This window comes from Vibrio sp. 10N.247.310.98, assembly GCF_041467395.1.
Taxonomy (GTDB): domain Bacteria; phylum Pseudomonadota; class Gammaproteobacteria; order Enterobacterales; family Vibrionaceae; genus Vibrio; species Vibrio crassostreae_C.
The window spans coordinates 1-17204 of the sequence record NZ_JBFSUL010000042.1 but is presented as its reverse complement, the minus strand read 5'-3'; the positions used below and the strand labels follow the sequence as shown (position 1 = coordinate 17204).

The following is a 17204-nucleotide window of genomic DNA, read 5'->3' as shown; positions in this document are numbered from 1 at the left end:
TGACACATCACTTTTTATCGTCAATATACAGCCGTCAGCGCTGGCGTTTTCCTGTATTTGAAGAGAACTATTATGAGTGATAAAACAAAAAACAAACCACTACCTTCCTTTATCGAAGAACGCTTGAACTTCTATATTCAAGACCTGATTACCCAGAACCAAAGCCAAAAGCATTTGGTATTGGGTAAACGCCCCCAGCGCAGTGCCGTTGTGATGCAGAGCAATGATTACCTAGCGCTGTCACACAACAAACAGATCCAACAAGCCCATCAAGCGGCGATCTGTGAGCACGATGACAACGTGGTGATGTCTGCCATTTTCTTACAAGATGATCAGTCTAAACCTGCGTTCGAAACTAAGCTTGCGAACTATGTTGGAATGGAGAGCTGTTTGCTTTCTCAATCGGGCTGGGCGGCCAATATTGGGCTATTGCAAACCATCTGCCCACCGGGCACACCTGTGTATATTGATTTCCTTGCACACATGTCGCTATGGGAAGGGATTCGGGCTGCCGGCGCAGTTGCCCATCCGTTTATGCATAACAATATGAATCACCTACGCAAACAGTTAGAGCGCCACGGCTCAGGTGTCATTGTTGTCGACTCGGTTTACAGCACAATAGGCACCATTGCCCCACTGCGCGACATCTACGAAATGGCGCAAGAGTTTGATTGTGCGGTCGTCGTTGATGAATCCCATTCACTGGGTACACATGGAGAGAATGGTGCAGGCTTAGTGCAAGCATTGGGGCTCACCAACCAAGTCGACTTCATCACCGTTAGCTTGGCAAAAACCTTTGCTTATCGCGCTGGGGCAATCCTTGGCCCTAAACAACTGTCTAAAACCTTGCCGTTTGTGGCGTACCCTGCGATTTTTAGCTCAACAGTGTTACCACAAGAAGTGGTTCGTTTAGAGAAAACGTTGGAGGTGATCAAAGGTGCGGAAGACAAACGAGAAGCCTTATTCAATCGGGCTAAGTCGCTGACTACGGGGCTAAAGCGAATTGGCTTTAATATCCGCAGTGAGTCTCAAATTGTAGCGCTAGAGTGCGGCAATGAAAGAAACACGGAGCGTGTGCGAGACTTCTTAGAAGAACGTGATGTGTTCGGTGCGGTATTCTGCCGCCCTGCGACGGGCAAGAACAAAAACATCATCCGTTTTTCAGTGAATGCCGATATGACACCAAGAGACATTGACCATGTGCTCACGGTTTGTCACGAAGCGTACCATCACCCCGAGTTAGAGTTCGTGTAACCTTTTTCGAACCATATTTATAACCAACACCAACGGCAGGACTGAATGGACGCTATCATGTCGCGATACAAAAAGAGCCCAGCAATTCGCTGAGCTCTTTCTTGAATCTATGTCTACCCAATGGCCGTGAACTTCAGACTATTACACCCGCTAAATCCAGTGAGCAATTTTATCAAACAGTCGGTTTTTATCGGCAGGTTTAACAATAAAGTCCGACATGCCTGACGATTCCATTTTCTCTAAAGTGACTGGCGAGCTGTCACCCGTGTGAGCAATAATCGGCACTGAAGAGTATGCTTTGTTAGCGCTTCGAATTCGACGAGAAGCTTCAACACCGTCCATGATTGGCATCTCGATATCCATCAGAATTAAATCAATATCATCGCTATCCAACGCGTCTAAGGCTTGTTGCCCATCTTCTTTCTGTACGACATCAAAACCCTGCTTTTCCAATAACATCGCGGTAAATCGGCGCAGAGATTCGTTGTCATCGACCACCATGATCGTGCGCTTATTGGTAGCCTCTAACGGTTTTACAGAAACTGATGGCATCACATAGTTGGAGTCGAAAAGTAAGCGTTCGATGGTCGCCTTGGTATTCAGTAGCCAAACTTGTGTCTCCACCCAAATAGGTTCAAAAGCAACGTTTCGGACACATTTAATTGGGTGATGTTCATACAAATAGATGATTCGAGCTTCAGTGAATGAAAGTAAAGATTCAATCCTATCGAGGCAACTTGCTCTTAAATCCAAGCTCTCCATGTCAACGAATATCAAGTCGAATTCGAACTGGTATTCCTTATTTTTAAGCGCTGATGCTACATCCAACACCGTGAGCTCAAAACCCATAAAACGGGCTACCTCAGTCATTTTATTGGTGAGAACTTTCTGGTCACTCACCATTAGCACAGTCTTAAGTTTAGTCAGTTCATTCTTGATTTCTTTCACCGAATGGGAAGACAAAGATGGAAAAGTCATCGTGAACTGTGTCCATTGATCCACTTCAGACTGGCATTTAATCTCACCACCAAACGAGCGCATTACCTTCTGACAAAATGGCAAACCTAAACCGTAATTACCCGACTGGCCTGTGGTGTAAAAGTCTTGGAAAATACGACGAATGATATCGCTCGAAATACCAGAGCCGTTATCCGTCACCATTATCTGGTTCGTCACTTCATCACTGAACATGGTGACATGAATATGAAAATCTTCAGGGCTACGATGATGGAACGCATTCTTGAACAGATTATACATGACGTATTTCAACAAGGTGTCGCTACCCAAGAACTCAAAGTTACTCTGCACATCCAAGGAGATTGCTGACTTATCAGCAGAGCGCTTGTAATTGAAACTGTCTATCGCATCCTCAACCACCGCTTGCGCTGAATGCTTCTTAAACGTAGATCGAGAGACTCGGTTTTCATCAATTGAAGTCAGTAACAGATCTATCGTTTCGTTACCGGAATGAATGATCTCCATCGCTTCATCGCCCACTTCACGCAACTGAATCACTTCTTCATTGCTTAACGCATATTGCCCTTTTTGATCGCCACTTTTAGGGTTCGGCAATATGGACTGCATGACATCAATAGAGGTAAGTAATCCGCTTAGAGGGTTTCGCATCTCATGGGCAATACCCGCACCAAAAGACTTCGCCAATGACACCTTGTTTTCATGTTCCACCTGATTGCGGAAGTAGAACAAGTTGCCGAATAAGTAGATAAACAAAAAGATTGGCACATGCGTCCAATCCATTGTGAGTTCGAGGTAGAAGCCTTGTGCAATCCAAGCGCACAAGGTAGCAATCCCAATACCGGCAAAGGTTTGTGCAAACATCACTCTCGTCACGTGCACCAATAAAATATGGAGGAAAATAGCCGACATGAATGACATAACCCAAACGTTGGACCAATTATTCATTAGCAGCATGTAGAAGAAGAAACCTGGCAAACAGATAGTTACGGCAACTTGATAATAAGCCGGAAGGTATTTTCGCCATTCAAATGGGACGCGATTGCGAAATATAATGCCAAAGAACAATACCGAGCAAAACAGGCGAAGCGCTAAGTTTTCGTAGGGTTGCGGGAACAAAAACTCCCACACAATGTAGTAAATTGGGAAGCCGACAAAGCCCATCCAACCCACGAGGGTTAAATTCGGTTCTGCGTACTGGTAAACTTTACGAATCGCGTTCATACGAAATACTTTGCTCTCTAAGCCCTGACGTTTATTAATTCTATGATTTGGTTTTTATACTTATATTTTGGCGCCGATTATATTACACATCACGTCCGAGCAGTGAGGTTTCAATCAAATATGTACCAACGCATTTGTTTTTATTATTAAGCGTAGATGAATGATGCACCCTGCTGACGCTTAAATTTAAGTACGAGTGCTTGGTTCAGGGATGGGCATGCGCGGTGTTCTTTTGATAACTGTGTTCAGCTTACCGCTATGTCACTGTTACTCGATGCATTTTTCTTGGAGTATCCCCGTAATCTATCACTGCGTAATGTTGCGTTACCCTGTTATCCCAGATCGCCATTGAGCCGTTGTCCCATTTGAAACGAACTTGAAACTCAGGGCGTCTCGCAATTTCAAACAGTTGGCTGAGTAAAACATCACTCTCTTTGCGGTCGAGTTCGTTGATATAACGAGTAAACTGTTCATTGATACAGAGCGTTTCTTTATCCGTTTCAGGATGAACTTGAACAACAGAGTGAACCACTGGCGGATTCTCCTGTGCTGTTTTAATCAAGGATTTGTGCCAATCGAGATCAATGTCTTCTGATTCTATACCTTCAAAGGCCACAAGCGAATGAGTCGCCGACAACCCTCTCAACTTAGCTTTCATATCTTCATGTAGAGATTCAAAAACCGCAGTCATAGAACACCAGATAGTGTCACCACCAATGCTTGGAATGTGTTGAGCATGCAACAGGGAAGCTTTCGACGGCAAGCTGCGCCACGTTAAGTCGGTATGCCAATAACTTTCCTTTGGCGCATTGCCACGGGTTGTTTCAATCACACTCACCTGTGGCGCACTTTCCACGCGAGGGAAGAAAGGATGTGCAGGTTCTAACGTTCCAAAGCGCTGTGCAATCATCAAGTGTTGTTCTGGAGACAAAGTCTGCCCGTCGAGAAAGATCACTTGATGGGCAATAAGTGCCTGATACACCTTATCGAGTTCATCAGCACTGCATGTAGAAAGCTCTAGTTCGTGAATACGAGCGCCGATGTGAGGAGTAATGGGTTCTATTTTCAACATACTTTCGCTTATTGGTGATATTGAGTTGCAGGGCGGATCTGGCTACTAGGCTAATCTGACTACTAACTGTAAACCGGGTAAATGCTGATTTTCTTTCTCACTTGAAATAGAAAGTCGTCTCTCCGAAACAAAAAAAGAGCTCCTAAGCTGGAGCTCTTTTCGTTTTTTGATACTTCCTGTATCCATAGACAAGTCCAATCTGTAGTACTTTCACTGAAAGCCAGATCATCGATATCTCCAGTTGTGTATCACCAATAAATCTAGCATACAATCTTCAGACTGTTCTGGGACACAACCGAGATAATCAACTCTAGTGCCAAGCCATCTCGCCGCTTAGCACTTTCGCGCCAAGTTCTAAATCGCCTTCCGTAGCCTCAAATTTCGGGTAGGCTTTCTTCATGTAATCACTGATCTCGACCGATGTTGGATTACTTTTGCTCGCCAACGCTTTTTCAATATCAACCACATAATCCTTCGTGAAGTGAACTGCATTTATTCCTGTTGGCATTTCACCTAAATAGTGACCCGGAATTACAACCTCTGGCTCTAGTGCTTTCATACGCTCCAACGATTGTGACCACTGGCTACGAATCTCTTTCGATGCAGTATCTGCCATCCATACATGCACACCGCTATACACCGACACGCCACCAAACACCGTTTTTTCAGACGGAACCCATAGGTAAGCTTGGTGTGTATTTATCTCTTTCACTTCGATGGTTTCACCTTCGATGCTTAATGTTGTGTCGTTCATCACCATTGGAACAATCACCTTAGAGGGCGCGTTGCCTTCTAATATAGGCCCCCAGTATTCAAGCTTTGCATCTTTGGTGCGTTTGATATGCGCGACAACGGCTTCACTGGCAACGACTTTAACGTTAGGAAATGCCGAAACTATCGGTTCCAAACCAAAGTAGTAATCTGGGTCGCCGCTACTGATGTAAATCATCGATAATTTTTTGCCAGTCGCTTTGATTTGCTCCACCAAATTTTGTCCATCAGCCACACTAAATTGCGCATCAAACAGAATCACTTCTTTCTCACCCGAGACCAATACCGAGCTTGCCGGGAATATCGCGTTCTCGCCGGGGTTATAGTGAGTAATGTTCAGTTCTGTCGCTAGCGCAACACTTGATGCCAGCACGGTTCCTAGGCTTATGGTTCCTAAAAGCATGCTTTTTGATAACAGGGTTTTCGATAACGTATTCATGGCTTTATTCCGATATTTGGAGTTGAACACCTGCCAACTCGCTGAATGTCCAAATATCTTATTTGATTGTTTTTAGATGAAATAGACATCAAATTAACTTTAACTGTTGTAGTTTTCGGACATATACTGAGGTCGGTTTAATTCTCTAGGCAATAAAACAATGGATAAACTCGAGGCAATGAATGTCTTTGTCACCATAGTGGAACGTGGCAGTTTAAGCGCTGCGGCAGAGCACCTTGATCTCTCACGAACCAAGGTCACTCGTTATTTGGGTGAGTTAGAAGCATGGATGGACACACGCTTGCTTCACAGAACAACACGAAGCTTGAGTTTAACCAGCGCAGGTAAAGAAACACTTGAGGTCGCCAGAGAACTTTTGGCACTGGAAACATCCCTAGCTGGGATCAGAAACCAAAACCGAGAGCATTTAAAAGGTCAGCTGCGTATTACTGCGAGCTACTCGATTGTCGATAGCTTCTTGATGGAATCAATTAGTCGCTTCATCGCCAAATGGCCAGAGGTTTCTATCGACATTATCTCGACTGATCAGACCGTCAACCTGGTTGAGTCACGCATCGATTTGGCCATTCGCATAACCAACGAACTGACGCCCAATATTGTCGCGAAGCAGATCGGTGAATGCCGCTCCGTGATTTGCGCATCGCCTCAATATCTAAAAGAGAAAGGCACACCCACAGAAGCCCAAGATCTAGCGCACCACAACTGTTTATCGTTCAGTTACTTTGGCAAAACCGCTTGGACGTTCAATGGCCCCAATGGGCTCGAATCGGTTCCGATTAAAGGGAATATCAGTGCAAACACCTCAGAGGTTCTGCTTTCTGCCACACTCAAAGGCAACGGTATCTGTTTACTGCCCTTCCCTTCAGTGGAAACCTTGATGCGTGATGGTCTATTAGTGCCACTGCTTTCTGAATGGCAACCTAAAACGCTCGGTGTTCATGCTATTTATGGAACGCGTAAACAAGTCACACCGCTGTTAAGAGCCTTTATCGACCATTTATCTGACGAGATGGAACAATCGACAAGTTGGTAGAAGTACGATGCCATCACTAAGGAGGAAAACTTGCCATTAGTAAAACTGATGCAGAATTAAAATCATTAATTTTACTTAACTGTCAGTTGCTTCTATCGTGACTGCATACATCATCAATTAGCTTATTAACGCAGGGAAACTGACTATGACTGCCATTACCGATTTAGACATTTTGTTAAAGTCCATGTCACCAGAACTCATTGAAGGCAACTATGTTTTCTGTACTGTCGACGGAGCGTTAACAGACTATGTTCAGCTCAATCCAATCTCGACTTTTCGTGAGAAAGAAGGTTTAACACTGGTTCTGAAAGAAGAAGTTGCGACCAAAGCTCAGCTAAACTTCGACGGTGTATTTAGCCTTATCACTTTATCGGTACATTCGAGCCTTGAAGCGGTTGGATTAACGGCGGCGTTTGCGACAAAGCTTGGCTCTTACGGCATTAGCGCTAACGTGGTTGCGGGCTACTATCACGACCACATCTTCGTTCAAAAAGACAAAGCAGAAGCTGCAATGAGTGCGCTGAAAGAGTTTTCAGAAGTAGATTAGTAAAGAATTCGATTACTCACAAATACAAAAAAAGCGACGTAATCTACGTCGCTTTGGCTTATTGCTTAACGTACACTCACTGATCAGGCATCAGTGAGCGAACCAGTTAAGCAAGCTTAAAAGTCGCCACTTTGTCACTTAAGCCAGCGGCTTGGCTCTTAAGTTCGTTCGACTCAGTTAAGCTGTCCTGTGCGCCCACAACTAAGTGGTCGGTAACATCTTTAATGGTCGTCACGTTCTGGGTAATTTCACCCGTCACATGTGTTTGCTCTTCAGCAGCCGTCGCGATTTGAGTCGCCATATCGCTGATCAAAGCAACTGCAGTATTGATCTCTTCAAGCGCATGCGAAGCTCGATCGGCATCTTCTACTGAATGTATTGCCAACTTAGAACTGCTCTCCATCAGCTCAACCGCTTGCGCCGTTGTACGCTGCAGGATATCAATTGTTGATTTGATCTCTTCCGTTGAAGAGTGAGTGCGCTGCGAAAGCACACGTACTTCATCAGCAACCACAGCAAAGCCACGACCTTGTTCGCCAGCACGAGCCGCTTCAATCGCAGCATTCAAAGCAAGTAAGTTGGTTTGCTCTGCAATGCCTTGAATCGTTGCGAGTACAGTCGAGATCTCTTGAGCATGCTTGTTAAGTTCGCTAATCACACTACCCGCTTCATTAACTTCATTGGCTAGGTTATTGATTGAACCTTTGGTATCCACAACCAGAGCGTGACCACTGTTAGTGCTTGTCGCTGAATCTTGCGCCGCTTTTGCTGTTTGCTCGGCATGCGATGCTATCTCTTGCGTGGCGCTCGCCATTTCAGTTACGGCCGTCGCGACCATAGTGATTTCTTGCTGCTGATGATTAAGCTCATCCACCGAACGGTTCGCACGCTGAGCACTTTGCTCTGACTGGCTGTTTAGCTGTTCTGACTGCCCACGGATATGGCCAATCAACTGCTGTAAGCTTCCAACAAAGGTATTGAAGTTATGAGCCAACTCGCCCACTTCATCTTGGTTTTCAACATGAATGCGTTGAGTTAAATCACCACTACCATTCGCGATTTGCGCCAGTGCTTGAGAAACGTGGTTCAACGGGCGGAATAGAATCGTACACAACAGGTTAAACAGTATGGTACATACGATCACCACAAGTAGCGTCACCAACACTTGACCAATCACTGCATCAAATAGTGGCGCAACCAGAGAGTCATGGTTAACAACGCTCACAGTAATCAGGCTCGTTCCATCAATCGCACGTGCGTACAGAACATAGTCGCTGCCATTCAACTCGATAGAAGTGTCTTTACCGCTAGTCAGCGCCTTTTGTACGTCCGCAAAATCTAACCCAAGTGAGCTGATATTTTTGTTCAGTAACTTGGTGTCAGGGTGCGTATAAACCGTGCCTTTATTGGTCGCGATGAACATGTAACCTTCACCCGGAAGAATCACTTGCTCTAGGCTATTAAGAATGTCGGTAATTTCAACATCCGCGCCTAACACAACCTGTTGACCATGTAATTGCATGGCAGTACCCAGCGACACAACATTCGCCCCAGTTGCAGCTGCAACCGTTGGATTATCCATGAACACCTTACTAGGGTTTGCTACCGCGTTGGTGTACCAACCCCATAGACGTGGGTCATCATTGCCGGGCGGCAATACCACTCCGTTTGCGTTCTTTTGCGAACCGTCTGGAAACGCCAAGAAGACATTATCAAAAGAGGCTGAATCACGAACCTGTTTTAGGTGAGTCACCAAGCTTTCTTGTTTGGATTCTTTCGAAAGAGAAGTAAGCGCACGCTCTTTGGATAAGATCCAATCCGATACATATTGATTGTAAGAAGCCGATGCGCCTTCTAAACGCTGTTCAACTTCTGTATCCAACCTTTGCAATGAAGCACGAAAAGACAATGCCTCGACCAAGATCCCCCCCAGGATAATGGCCATACTGGCTGAAATCGCCAGTTTATTTTTAAGCGAGAGTTTCTTGAACATAGGAAACCTATAATGTGGAAGTAAAAAACCGTGGCGAACAAATTGGTTGCCAAAGAGGTTTGCAAGCGGGATATATTTTACGCTTTAAAATAAATTAAGAAACCGATGAGGAACTGAAATATTGATATATGTGAGTAAGTGCACGCATCGTAACCCATTGATTTAGAGAATGGTAAACTCTAAATTTTGAATTAATGTGCTAAACATGGTCAGCTGATGAGTGTCTCTGTTTGAGAATAATAACGGCACAGATCGCGCCATGCCGTTAGCTCATTAGGAAGGTATTTAAATGAGTTGAACGTCTGAATAGAAACAGGTTGCGAACTAAATAGTCAAAAGTTGATCAACCAAAGTCCAACGTTAACAGCAATCGTGTTTCGTCAGATGAAGTGACTGGTGAACGGTGAACAAGGCCTCTATTCTCATTGCCACTCCAACGCTCCCCTTTTAATAACGCAACATCACCACTGGCCATTTTCTGGATGTCAGATTCGTCGTTGTACAGGCCTGAAACAGAATCAGGCTTTCCGTTAGCCCCTAGCCCTAGCTTAGAACGGTCGACTAAGTCGTTTGGCAACCATTGAGTCGCAACACCATGATAAGTTGTCACCAAGCGGCAAGGCACTTGATCAAAATGGAAACGTGGGCACATCGCTTTATTCAGAACGGCTAAACGCAACCCGACTTCTTCAAGCTCAAACAAACAACAGAACATATCCACCAGCTCTGCCATGTTTTCTAATAGCGCTTTAGAGGCGGTGCCATCGGTAGCAAATTCCAACTTATCGAAAGCATTATCAGGTGACACGCTAACAGACTTACTAAAGTTTGGATTCAAGGCGATAAATTCACTAATTGCCGTCGTTAAGCCTTCATCAAACTGTCGCTGCCATACCGCTATATTAATATCACTTTGGTAGATATCCGCTAATACCGTTGGCTGCTCAGAAGCACTCAAGCTTGGCTTGTGATTTGCCTTATCCTGAATACTCACAGCTGAACTAATGTTGAGTGGCTGGCTGCTATTGGTAGCCAAAGGCTTGGTTAACACGGCATTCATTACGTCGTCTCCTTGATACATGCTCATCGCTTCCCTTTTACCAACAGAATAATTATTCTTGGCAAGAGTGATTTTGGTTATGTTATAACATAACCAAAAATAAACAAGTCACTTCGTCGATCATGATTCCAGTAATACAGCGACGCTCTTCTTTTCCTGCGGTAATTTTTCGAATGCTGAACTAAGCTTCTCTCAATCACTCTTTCCAAAAAGTCATTTTAAAAACGTACGACTCAAGAACGTAAACCTGTGAATTCATCAATCTGGTGACAACTTATGAAAAAACTAATCTCTACATTCGGCCTCCTATGCACCGTTATCTCCGCTCAATCTTTCGCGGAGTCGGGCTACACATTAGATCCGAAGTTATCGAACATCACATTCGCGACCATTAAAAAGCAGTTTGTTGTCGAGCCCGCATCCATCAAACCTATGTCTGGAGGGCTTACCGAAGAGGGTCAGTTTTCAATAGTATTGGACTTGAAAAGCGTGAGCACCGGAGTCGCTATTCGTGACCAGAGACTGAATGAACTCTACTTTGAATCGATGACTTTTCCTGAAGTGAAGATCTCTGGGAAGGTTGAACCGTCGATGCTATCTGGTGATCCAAAAAGAACAACAGTAGCAGCGGAAGTTACTTTACACGGCGTAACCAAAACGATCGACTTCCCAGTTGTGGTGGTTCCATCCTCAGGGTTTGTCATGGTTAGCTCAGCTTCGACAATCATCGTCAACGGCGCTGATTTTGGGATATCGACAGAGAATCTAAACAAACTTTCAGCGACCGTGGGTGAATTAGCGATTTCCGACCAAATCCCTTTAAGCTTTAACCTACTTTTCGACCAATAATGGACTTATAACTATTCCTTTCTATTCTCCCTCATTTCACATTCATCAATCGTTTGAGAGCGGTGAATGTGAGTAAGAGTACGCGACAACGCAATAAACTGAATTAGGTTTGAATAAACTAAACCAAAATTTCCACTCGATTTCCCCAAGTCGGCCAGATAAACATCCCTCACAAAGTATTAAATTGAGCGTTATATAGGCTCAGAGATGTCGTTGATGTCACATGTCGTTACACAGCATGACGCCTTAAGGCTTTACATCTTGGACGAGGTAAACAACAATCCCTGAGAACAAATCCATAACATAATGTATTTAGAAATTATGAGTAACACAGAAAACAAAAAATCGAGTCCTCTTTTCGAAGTCGTGTTTAACGTCTTTCTTCCTTCATTCATTTTAATGAAGTTCAGTGGAGATGAGCATCTCGGAACAGGCTTAGCTTTGCTTGTTGCCCTTGCCTTCCCTATTGCTTATGGTGGCATGGAGTTAATCCGCAATAAGAAGTTCAACTTCATCGCTGCGCTCGGCTTTGTAAGCGTGCTATTGACGGGCGGTATTGGTTTCTTTGAGCTAGACACTCGTTGGTTAGCACTAAAAGAAGCATTAATCCCTGGTCTAATTGGTTTGGCGGTTCTTGGCTCAACCTTCACCCGCTACCCGTTTATCCAGAAAGTTATCTTCACACCGGCCCTGTTAAATATCTCTCTTATTGAAGAGCGCCTAAAGCAGTTCGGTAACCAAGCAAAGTTTGATCGTTGTCTAATGACATCCAACTACCTATTCGCGAGTACTTTCGCATTTTCTTCAGCTATGAACTACTTCCTAGCGACTTGGATTGTGACTAGCCCTGCTGGCACCGCTGCCTTTAATGAAGAACTTGGCAAGCTGACACTTTACAGCTACCCAGCAATCGCCATCCCAAGCATGCTGATGATGTTAGGTATTTTCTACTACATTTGGCGTCAAGTTCGCACGATGACATCACTAGAAACAGAACAAATTTTTATTACTAAATAGTTCTGAATTAACAAATCGCTCTGACAGCACAACATGAAGCCCAGCAATTAAGCTGGGCTTCTTTGTTTTTACTCTTTCGTTATCAACGTGATAGATGACAGCTTCGATTTGGATTATGAATCGAACGGGCAACCCTAATGCTCTTTTCTCAAGTAAATTTGGGCAACATGTCTATAAACCAATAATAATCAATGAATTGCATTGATTGAACCGACAGATGCTTTTATAGTCAATTCTGTTGGTTACTTTACAAAGCTCTACCCGCTCACTGACATTATTTCAATTGCTGTTGATAAGATCGCATAAGCTAGGTGCTAAAGGTAGACGCCAGCCGTACTCAATAAGGAATATAGATTATGAACAAATCTCAATTAGTTGAACACATCGCGACTTCTGCAGACATCTCAAAAGACCAAGCAGGCACAGCACTAAATGCGCTAGTTGAAGGTATCTCTACTTCGCTTGCGAACGGTGATGACGTATCGATCCTTGGATTTGGTAGCTTTAAAGTTAACTCTCGAGCTGCTCGCACTGGTCGTAACCCGCGAACCGGAGAAGAGATTCAGATTGCCGCATCAAAGACGCCAGCATTTAAAGCGGGCAAGGCACTAAAAGAGACGTGCAACCTGTAACACAAAAAACACAAGGAAGATTACGATGACGACTAAGGAAAAAGCGAAAACGAGCCGAAGCAAAAAAGCAGGCAAGTCGACTAAAGCGCAAGCCGAAACGCCTAAGACTCGTCAACGCATTGAAGAGCTTCTCGAAGAGCGTGAACTGGCTAAACTGTTAGAACTTTAGTTTATATAAGAACTAAAGTTTAGGTTTAAGCAAGGTGATAGTTTGTTATCGTTCTAATGCCACTGCAGATTTGTAGTGGCATTTTTGATTTAGGAGCAAGCGCCTCTAATAAATAACATTGATACCCCTCCCCACTAAAGCGACAAACACATCTGTCCAAAATCTGAACGCTAAGTAACTGATTGAGTTACATAGCTATACATATCCATACTTACCCAAATCACCTTTTTCACTATCATCATTTTCTTGTTATTGGTGAGATTATTGGAAGGGTTCATGACACGACTATGTTCGAGCAATCCTTCTTCTTTGAGGTGATTATGAATGTCGTTCGCATGGGGATTGAAGCAAATACCCATAAAAATAAGGGTAAGTACAAAGCGATAGTTAAGTTTACTATTCGAGCCCTGTTTTATTATTCAGCTACTCGAAAAATGAGTAATAGTTTCAACTCTGAAGAGAGAAAGTTATTATTTATCAAGCAACCCAACTTCCTTTCTAAATTTGTGACTCCCTACTTATGTACTGGCTTTAGCAATAAAGAAAAGATCGATATCTTATCCAAACACTACGACTGGTTTGAAAACACCTTCGCAACAGAAGCTAGACACCAAATCTATAACGAAAGGCTCAATCTTTTAAAACTTGAGATAGATGACAACGTTTATCTGGTTAATCTCAGCTTCGAAAGAAACGCGAGAAAAGAAGGTGAACTGACAATTTCATTGACCAACTCTCAACTCGAAAAAATGTATACCATTTCGTTTACTGTTTTCGACAACAACATCTACATCGGCGGTATACAGGGTGGCGCCAATGACAATGGATTTAGCCGCACATTCACCAAAGCTTTTTACGGTTTAAGACCTAAATCCTTCATGGTAGAAACACTACGACTGCTCGCTATTAACTTGGGTATCGACAATATCTATGCGGTAAAAGAGTCTGGTCATGTCTCGAACTCATTACGCTACGGTAAGAAAAACAAAGACATCAGCCTTAAATACGACAGTCTGTGGGAAGAGCACGATGGACAGGTGCATGATAACTATTTCTATCGTCTCCCGACAAACCCGAACAGGAAAGATCTTGAAGCTCTAAAACGTCAAAAGCGTAAGTTGTATCGCGAGCGTTATGCCTGGCTAGATCTGTATGAACAAGATCTGAAGAACGTAATCAGTCAGCACATCCGTGATCCTGTTCATTATGCTCATGACAGTTAATTTGGCTAACCTGTACTCGACTCGCTAACGCGTATTACCTTTACTAGCGTGCTTTAGTCTAATCACAGCCCTTGGACCAAACGCTCAATCCCGAGGTGATAGCTTCAAAATAAATATTAGACAATGCTAATTTACATCTTTATAGTATCTAGGTATTTCGAAAACTACTCAATCGCCGGCGACCAGCCAGTACTGATCATTAAGAAGATACAAGCTCTATGCTCGGCAATTTGTATAGTTAAACTTAGAGACAGTAATAGGTAAACGTATGACTAAAATTGTAATCATCGGTGGCGTAGCTGGAGGTGCTTCAGCTGCTGCACGCGCTCGTCGTCTTAGTGAAGAAGCCGAAATCATAATGTTTGAACGAGGACCATTCGTCTCTTTTGCCAACTGTGGATTGCCATACCACATAGGTGGCGATATCGAGGATAGAAGCAAGCTTCTGTTACAAACACCTGAAAGCTTCTTAGCTCGCTTCAACGTTGACGCACGAGTGATGAACGAAGTTACCTCTATTGATCGCACCAATAAAACCGTTACAGTCAAAAATCTTGTTGATGGTAATCACTACAGCGAGAGTTACGACTTCTTATTACTCAGCCCTGGAGCCGGTGCCGTCGTTCCTCCCATCTCAGGAATCGATAACCCCCTCACCCATTCACTACGCAATATTCCAGATATGGATCGCATCATCGAAACAATCCAAATGAATAAACCTGAGCACGCGACAGTTGTTGGCGGTGGCTTTATCGGCTTGGAAATGATGGAAGCGTTTCATCAGCTTGGGATCAAGACTTCGTTGATTGAGATGGCTGACCAAGTAATGACGCCAGTAGACCGGGAAATGGCCGGCTTTGCCCATGCGGAGATTCGTGACAAAGGCATCGACCTAAAACTCGGCGTCGCGCTTGAGTCTGTGAAATATATACCTAACGAACACATCGCAAGTTTTGATTCAGGCGAGAGCGAGAAGCACCAACACATAGAGGGTGAATTAGAATTAACACTTAATAATGGCGAGTCATTAACTACTGATATCTTAATCATGGCTATCGGTGTGCGTCCTGAGACTAAGTTAGCAAAAGAAGCAGGACTTCAAATTGGCGAACTAGGTGGTATCTACACCAATGAAATGATGCAGACTAGCGATCCTAGCATCTACGCTGTGGGTGATGTGGTCGAAGAAAAAGACTTTGTCACAGGTGCACAAACTCTAGTTCCGCTTGCTGGCCCTGCTAACCGTCAAGGTCGTATGGCTGCCGACAACATGCTCGGACGCAATGAAATCTATCAAGGTACACAGGGCACAGCTATCTGTAAGATTTTTGACCTAGCCGTTGCCTCAACAGGGAAAAACGAAAAACAGTTGAAGCGTGAAGGCGTCGACTATGAAAAAGTCTATGTGCATACCGCAAGCCACGCTAGCTACTATCCTGGCGCTGAGATTGTCTCGTTCAAGATGTTATTCGCCCCTAAGACAGGGAAAATACTAGGTGCGCAAGCCGTCGGTAAAGATGGCGTAGATAAACGCATTGATGTTATGGCAGTAGCTCAACGTGCAGGTATGACCGTTGATCAGCTTCAACACCTTGAATTAACCTATGCACCACCTTACGGGAGTGCCAAGGACGTGATTAACCAAGCCGCATTTGTTGCCAACAATATTATTAAAGGTGACGCGACACCTATTCATTTCGATGAGATTGCAACATTAAGCGACAACCAACTCCTACTCGATGTTCGTAACCCTAGCGAACTAGAAAATGGTGGCTTTATTGAAGGCGCAATCAACATTCCTGTCGACCAACTGCGTGATCGAATGAGTGAGCTCCCAGCAGACAAAGAGATTGTAATCTACTGCCAAGTCGGGTTACGTGGTAACGTGGCTTATCGCCAACTCGTCAACAACGGCTTTAAAGCACGCAACTTAATCGGTGGTTATAGAACACTCATGTATGCAAAAGCTTAAGGATTAATACTTAGTCGCCGGTAATGGTGCGCGGACACTTACGGGCTAGTTGCTGAGAGAAAGTCGCTCATAAATAGATGCGAGTAGTTAATAGTAAACATTGAAAAACCGAGCTTGGCATTTAAGTAAGTGCCAAGCTCTTTTATTATTCGTAGGAGTCAATAAAAGCTTGCAGTGCTCGCTGATCGACAATTTCTAACCCTTGATCTCCTTTTCTGATGAAACCCTTGTCTAATAGGTCTTTAACCGCTCTTCGATACACTCTGCTCGATGTGCCAAAACGTTCCGCTTCTTGATTCACTTTATCGAAACCGCCTAACACAGTATTTGTCTGACTTTGAACCAATAAGTCGTAGGCAATGTTGTAGGTAATTGAGTGTAAAAGACGATTAGTGTAAATGCCCATAGAGTCTTGATAATCTTCCGCTAATGCAGAGGCGAAAAAGAACATCATCTCCGGATTTTCATGTAGCGCTTCTGATAGTTTCTGGATACAAATAACATCAACTTGCATGTGTTCATCAGCCACTACGTTCCACTGACAAGGGGTCTGCGTGAAAAACTCCATCTCACCGAAGATATGATAATCACAATTCACTTCGCCCAATTGAAAGCGTCGCCCATTAGCCGCCGAAATACTCATAGAGACTCTTCCAGCGGGCACTACATAAAGATACTGAAGCTGCTCACCTTGACGTAGGATTTCATCATTTTGATTGAAGTAACGAGAGTTAACTTGGTGTTGGTAGATGAGATCTCTAAATTCAGAGCTTTTTTGTTCTAAGTAGTTTTTAAAGCGTCCGCTTGAGTATGGTGCAATCTTCATACTTACTCTCTCATTGCATTACTGCTGTCTATATTCAAACGATTGTAACCACTTAAACCACAGGAGAGAACCCAATAAAAAAGGTTCATCGCGGCTTTCCGGGGAAAGCCGCTTTTATCTTCAAGAA

Annotated in this window: 15 protein-coding genes; 9 read left to right on the top strand and 6 right to left on the bottom strand. The window is 43.9% G+C overall.

The features are described 5' to 3' along the window. The first annotated feature begins 72 nt into the window (after positions 1-72). Positions 73-1254: an alpha-hydroxyketone-type quorum-sensing autoinducer synthase gene (gene cqsA, locus AB6E78_RS15835; protein ID WP_372133937.1), complete on the top strand. Its 1182-nt coding sequence runs from the start codon at positions 73-75 to the stop codon at positions 1252-1254. 150 nt (positions 1255-1404) lie between these two features. Here cqsA and AB6E78_RS15830 read toward each other — a convergent pair whose 3' ends face one another. The 3 genes from AB6E78_RS15830 to AB6E78_RS15820 all read right to left on the bottom strand — a co-directional run bounded on the left by AB6E78_RS15830 (position 1405) and on the right by AB6E78_RS15820 (position 5735). Then, entirely contained in the window at positions 1405-3453 is a 2049-nt protein-coding gene (locus tag AB6E78_RS15830) for a response regulator (RefSeq protein WP_372133936.1), read from the bottom strand. 256 nt (positions 3454-3709) lie between these two features. After that, positions 3710-4525 carry a TauD/TfdA family dioxygenase gene (locus AB6E78_RS15825; protein ID WP_017059123.1) on the bottom strand — a complete coding sequence of 272 codons (816 nt, stop codon included), beginning with the start codon at positions 4523-4525 and terminating at the stop codon, positions 3710-3712. 310 nt (positions 4526-4835) lie between these two features. Beyond that, positions 4836-5735 (bottom strand): Vmh family MBL fold metallo-hydrolase, encoded by a 900-nt coding sequence (locus AB6E78_RS15820; protein ID WP_102320065.1) that lies wholly within the window; start codon positions 5733-5735, stop codon positions 4836-4838. A gap of 160 nt (positions 5736-5895) precedes the next feature. On the opposite strand from AB6E78_RS15820, the gene AB6E78_RS15815 reads away from it, so the two are divergent. Then, positions 5896-6789 (top strand): LysR family transcriptional regulator, encoded by an 894-nt coding sequence (locus AB6E78_RS15815; RefSeq protein ID WP_017069834.1) that lies wholly within the window; start codon positions 5896-5898, stop codon positions 6787-6789. A gap of 145 nt (positions 6790-6934) precedes the next feature. After that, entirely contained in the window at positions 6935-7336 is a 402-nt protein-coding gene (locus AB6E78_RS15810; protein ID WP_372133935.1) for an ACT domain-containing protein, read from the top strand. A 106-nt stretch (positions 7337-7442) separates the two neighbouring features. On the opposite strand, the gene AB6E78_RS15805 is transcribed toward AB6E78_RS15810, so the two are convergent. Beyond that, complete coding sequence (locus AB6E78_RS15805; RefSeq protein ID WP_081228642.1) at positions 7443-9329, bottom strand: methyl-accepting chemotaxis protein; 1887 nt, start codon at positions 9327-9329, stop codon at positions 7443-7445. 343 nt (positions 9330-9672) lie between these two features. After that, positions 9673-10389 (bottom strand): DUF1826 domain-containing protein, encoded by a 717-nt coding sequence (locus AB6E78_RS15800; protein WP_136982815.1) that lies wholly within the window; start codon positions 10387-10389, stop codon positions 9673-9675. 276 nt (positions 10390-10665) lie between these two features. On the opposite strand from AB6E78_RS15800, the gene AB6E78_RS15795 reads away from it, so the two are divergent. The 6 genes from AB6E78_RS15795 to AB6E78_RS15770 all read left to right on the top strand — a co-directional run bounded on the left by AB6E78_RS15795 (position 10666) and on the right by AB6E78_RS15770 (position 16251). Beyond that, positions 10666-11238 carry a YceI family protein gene (locus AB6E78_RS15795; RefSeq protein WP_372074007.1) on the top strand — a complete coding sequence of 191 codons (573 nt, stop codon included), beginning with the start codon at positions 10666-10668 and terminating at the stop codon, positions 11236-11238. A 321-nt stretch (positions 11239-11559) separates the two neighbouring features. Next, on the top strand, positions 11560-12255 hold the full coding sequence (locus tag AB6E78_RS15790) for a VC0807 family protein (RefSeq protein ID WP_017059114.1): 696 nt from the start codon (positions 11560-11562) through the stop codon (positions 12253-12255). A 356-nt stretch (positions 12256-12611) separates the two neighbouring features. Further along, on the top strand, positions 12612-12887 hold the full coding sequence (locus tag AB6E78_RS15785) for an HU family DNA-binding protein (protein ID WP_017059113.1): 276 nt from the start codon (positions 12612-12614) through the stop codon (positions 12885-12887). A gap of 25 nt (positions 12888-12912) precedes the next feature. Further along, positions 12913-13056 carry a hypothetical protein gene (locus tag AB6E78_RS15780; protein WP_017059112.1) on the top strand — a complete coding sequence of 48 codons (144 nt, stop codon included), beginning with the start codon at positions 12913-12915 and terminating at the stop codon, positions 13054-13056. A gap of 320 nt (positions 13057-13376) precedes the next feature. Continuing rightward, positions 13377-14279, top strand: coding sequence for a VirK/YbjX family protein (locus tag AB6E78_RS15775; RefSeq protein ID WP_372074110.1), 903 nt, complete (start codon positions 13377-13379; stop codon positions 14277-14279). Between the two features lie 268 nt (positions 14280-14547). Then, positions 14548-16251 carry an FAD-dependent oxidoreductase gene (locus AB6E78_RS15770; protein WP_017067877.1) on the top strand — a complete coding sequence of 568 codons (1704 nt, stop codon included), beginning with the start codon at positions 14548-14550 and terminating at the stop codon, positions 16249-16251. Positions 16252-16396: 145 nt separating this feature from the next. On the opposite strand, the gene AB6E78_RS15765 is transcribed toward AB6E78_RS15770, so the two are convergent. Then, positions 16397-17077, bottom strand: a complete 681-nt coding sequence (locus AB6E78_RS15765; RefSeq protein ID WP_017072032.1) for a Crp/Fnr family transcriptional regulator — start codon at positions 17075-17077, stop codon at positions 16397-16399. Between the last annotated feature and the right edge of the window lie 127 nt (positions 17078-17204).